4 protein-coding genes are annotated in these 2694 nt (G+C 65.3%); all 4 read left to right on the top strand.

Annotation, left to right across the window (positions count from 1 at the left end):
- On the top strand, positions 1-785 hold a 785-nt coding region (locus WBB85_RS03370; RefSeq protein WP_432637208.1), incomplete at its 5' end, for an SH3 domain-containing protein.
- A 31-nt stretch (positions 786-816) separates the two neighbouring features.
- Positions 817-1920 (top strand): SH3 domain-containing protein, encoded by a 1104-nt coding sequence (locus WBB85_RS03365; RefSeq protein ID WP_432637207.1) that lies wholly within the window; start codon positions 817-819, stop codon positions 1918-1920.
- 115 nt (positions 1921-2035) lie between these two features.
- Positions 2036-2362, top strand: coding sequence for a hypothetical protein (locus WBB85_RS03360; protein WP_432637206.1), 327 nt, complete (start codon positions 2036-2038; stop codon positions 2360-2362).
- A 4-nt stretch (positions 2363-2366) separates the two neighbouring features.
- The coding region (locus WBB85_RS03355; protein WP_432637205.1) for a hypothetical protein at positions 2367-2694 on the top strand (328 nt) is incomplete at its 3' end.

Here is a 2694-nt window from a genome sequence, read left to right as displayed (position 1 = left end):
CCCTGGTCCCGTCGCGAAACCGGTTCGAGGGTCGCCTTTTGGCCAGTGGCGACTATCGCATAGAGGTGCGCCATACCACCGCCGCAGCGGGTCGGGGTGAACGGACGGATTTCTCTCTCTCAGTTTCGGTGACGAATGAAACGACCAAGCCACCTGGCGGCGGATCGGCGGGCGTCGGGCCGGGCATCACATCGCAATATCTGCGGGTCAGCGGCGTGATCTCGGGCGACCGGCTGAACGTACGCGGCGGCCCGTCCACGGGCTTTGCCGTGCGTTACACCCTGCGCAATGGCGACGTCGTGCGCAACCTCGGCTGCACGCCGCAAGTCGGCGACATGATGTGGTGTCAGGTTCACAGACTATCCGAACCGGCGTCCAAGGGCTGGGCCGCGGCGCGCTATCTCGAGCCCGCGCAGGCTCCTGGCGGCGGAGCGACACAGCTGCCTGGCGCGGTGCCCGGATCCGGCAGCGGGGTAACCCAACTGCCCGGCGACGCGCTGGTGCCGGGCACCGCGTACAACGCACCCGGAGCACTGGCCTGCACCATCTCGGGGCGCGCAAACGACTGCCGCTTCGGCGTCGTGCGACGCGGCGGCGGGACGGCGACGCTCGACATCACCATGCCAAACGGGACGCTGCGGCGGATCCAATTTTTGGCCGGGCGGCCGGAGTCGTCGAACGCGCAGGCCGGCATCTTCGGCGAATGGGCCGGTCGCGACGTGATCGTCTTGGTCGGGACGACAGAACGCTATGCCGTGCCCGAGGCCGTCCTTTTCGGCGGATGAGATCTATCAACCCAAGTGGAAGGAGAAATTCATGATCACGAGACGCGCTGGCCTGACCTTTGGGTCGATCGCACTCTCGCTTGCGCTGATGCTGGGGCATGCTAATCTCGCCAAGGCCCAGTCCGACATGCGCACCGAAGAGGTGCATTTCGCAGCCGGAACCACCGGCACGACCATCCGCGACAGCATCACGGGCCGCGAATTCGTCGTCTACCAGATCGGCGCCGAGGCCGGGCAGCGGATGCAGATCCGGCTGACCACGGATAACACGGCCGCCTACTTCAACGTCTACGAACCGGGCCGTGGTCCGGGCGACGAGGCGCTGGCGGTGGCCGAGCAGATCGGTCCGTTGGTGCCTGATCTCAACGTGTTCGACGGCGTGCTGTCCACATCGGGGGTCTATTCCGTTTCGGTCTATCTCTATCGCAATGCCGCGCGTCGTGGAGAGACGGCCAACTACAGCCTCGACATCTCGATCACCGGCCAGACCGGCGCGGTCGTGCAGGGTGATTACGCCGATGGCCTTCAGGGCGGCCCGGACTTTTGGGAGGTGCGCCTGAGCGACCCCGTAGGCAGCCTCAACGTTCATGACGGACCGTCAGCGGGCGCGACCACGATCGGCCGTTTTCGGAACACCGCCGTCCTGCGCAACCTCGGCTGTCGCATGAACGAAGGCCGCCGCTGGTGCGAGGTCATGGCGACGGCACCTAGAGGGATCACCGGCTGGGTGGCGGGAGATTTCCTCATCGAGAGCGCCGGAGAAGGGCTCGCAACGCAACTTCCCGACATGATCCCGGTTCCCCAGAGCAACACCGACGCGCTGGTGCCGGGCACGTCCTATCACGCCACCGGAACGATCTCATGTGTACGCAGCGCCGATGCCGCGATGCAGGACTGCCCCTTTGGCGTCACGCGCGAGAGTCCGGGCAGCGGCAATGGTTCGGTCACCGTCGAGTGGCCCGATGGTGGTAGTCGAGTGATCTACTTCGAGGAAGGAACGCCCGTCTCCTTCGACCAGTCCCAGGCGGACCAGGGGCTGGAGATGACGGTCACGCGATCCGAGAACGGCATCTCAATCGTCTTGATCGGCGAGGAGAGGTTCGAGATTCCGGACTCCGTTATCTGGGGCGGTTGAGATTTTCCGATCACCAAAAAGGCAATCCAAACGGGAACGGGAGGGTGAGATCGACCGGAATTCGCATGACCCGTCCGTTCCCGAGCACAGATCAGACAACAGAATTGGAGACAAGATGCTCAGAACTACCGTGAAACTCTTTGGTGCTACGGTCGCTGCTTTAGCCCTCTCAGGGTGTCTCGAGGACTCTCCGAGTGCCGTGAACTACCCGGCACCCGGTGCGCCCGGAAACGAGCCGGAAGCACAGGCCCGCACCGCCTGCGTCCGGGACGTGAAGGCCACCACCGGGAATCCGGATGTTTCGGTTATAAGCTCCGAGTTCTCGCAGGCCGGAACCCGCGTCATCCTGCGTGTCGGCCCGACGGGCACCTGGCAATGCGACGCCTATCTCGACGGAACCACGGCCAACATCATGTCGCTGACCAACGAGGGCGCGGCTTGATCCCATGATGGCCCAGGGATCGCTCAGAACGTACGGGCCTCAAACCGTGACGTCCTTCTGCAAGGGGCCGGCCCCCCGCGCCTTCCGCACCGGGGCTGCGGCCCTGCTGGTCGGCACCTTGCTGGCGGGCAGCGCAAGCGCAGAGGCATTCGGACCCTGTGCGATCCCGATCACCGCACCCGATGCGGTGGTCGAAAGGCTTGACGGTCTTCTCGCAAAGGCCGTCGATCCCGCGCCAGAGCTTGCGGCGGACATCGGCGCAGCGCCCGGTGCCGTTCTTTCGGTGCGCGGGCCGGACTGGAGTTATGCCAGGTCTGCGGGCGCCGCCGATC

It is taken from the genome of Albidovulum sp., from assembly GCF_049646345.1.
Classification (GTDB): domain Bacteria; phylum Pseudomonadota; class Alphaproteobacteria; order Rhodobacterales; family Rhodobacteraceae; genus Albidovulum.
The sequence above is the reverse complement of the archived record's forward strand: the minus strand, read 5'-3'. Positions and strand labels throughout refer to the sequence as shown.

Bases quoted from the DNA above. Each gene is read 5' to 3' on its own strand.
- WBB85_RS03365 (WP_432637207.1), top strand. From the start codon at position 817: ATGATCACGAGACGCGCTGGCCTGACCTTTGGGTCGATCGCACTCTCG.
- WBB85_RS03360 (WP_432637206.1), top strand. From the start codon at position 2,036: ATGCTCAGAACTACCGTGAAACTCTTTGGTGCTACGGTCGCTGCTTTA.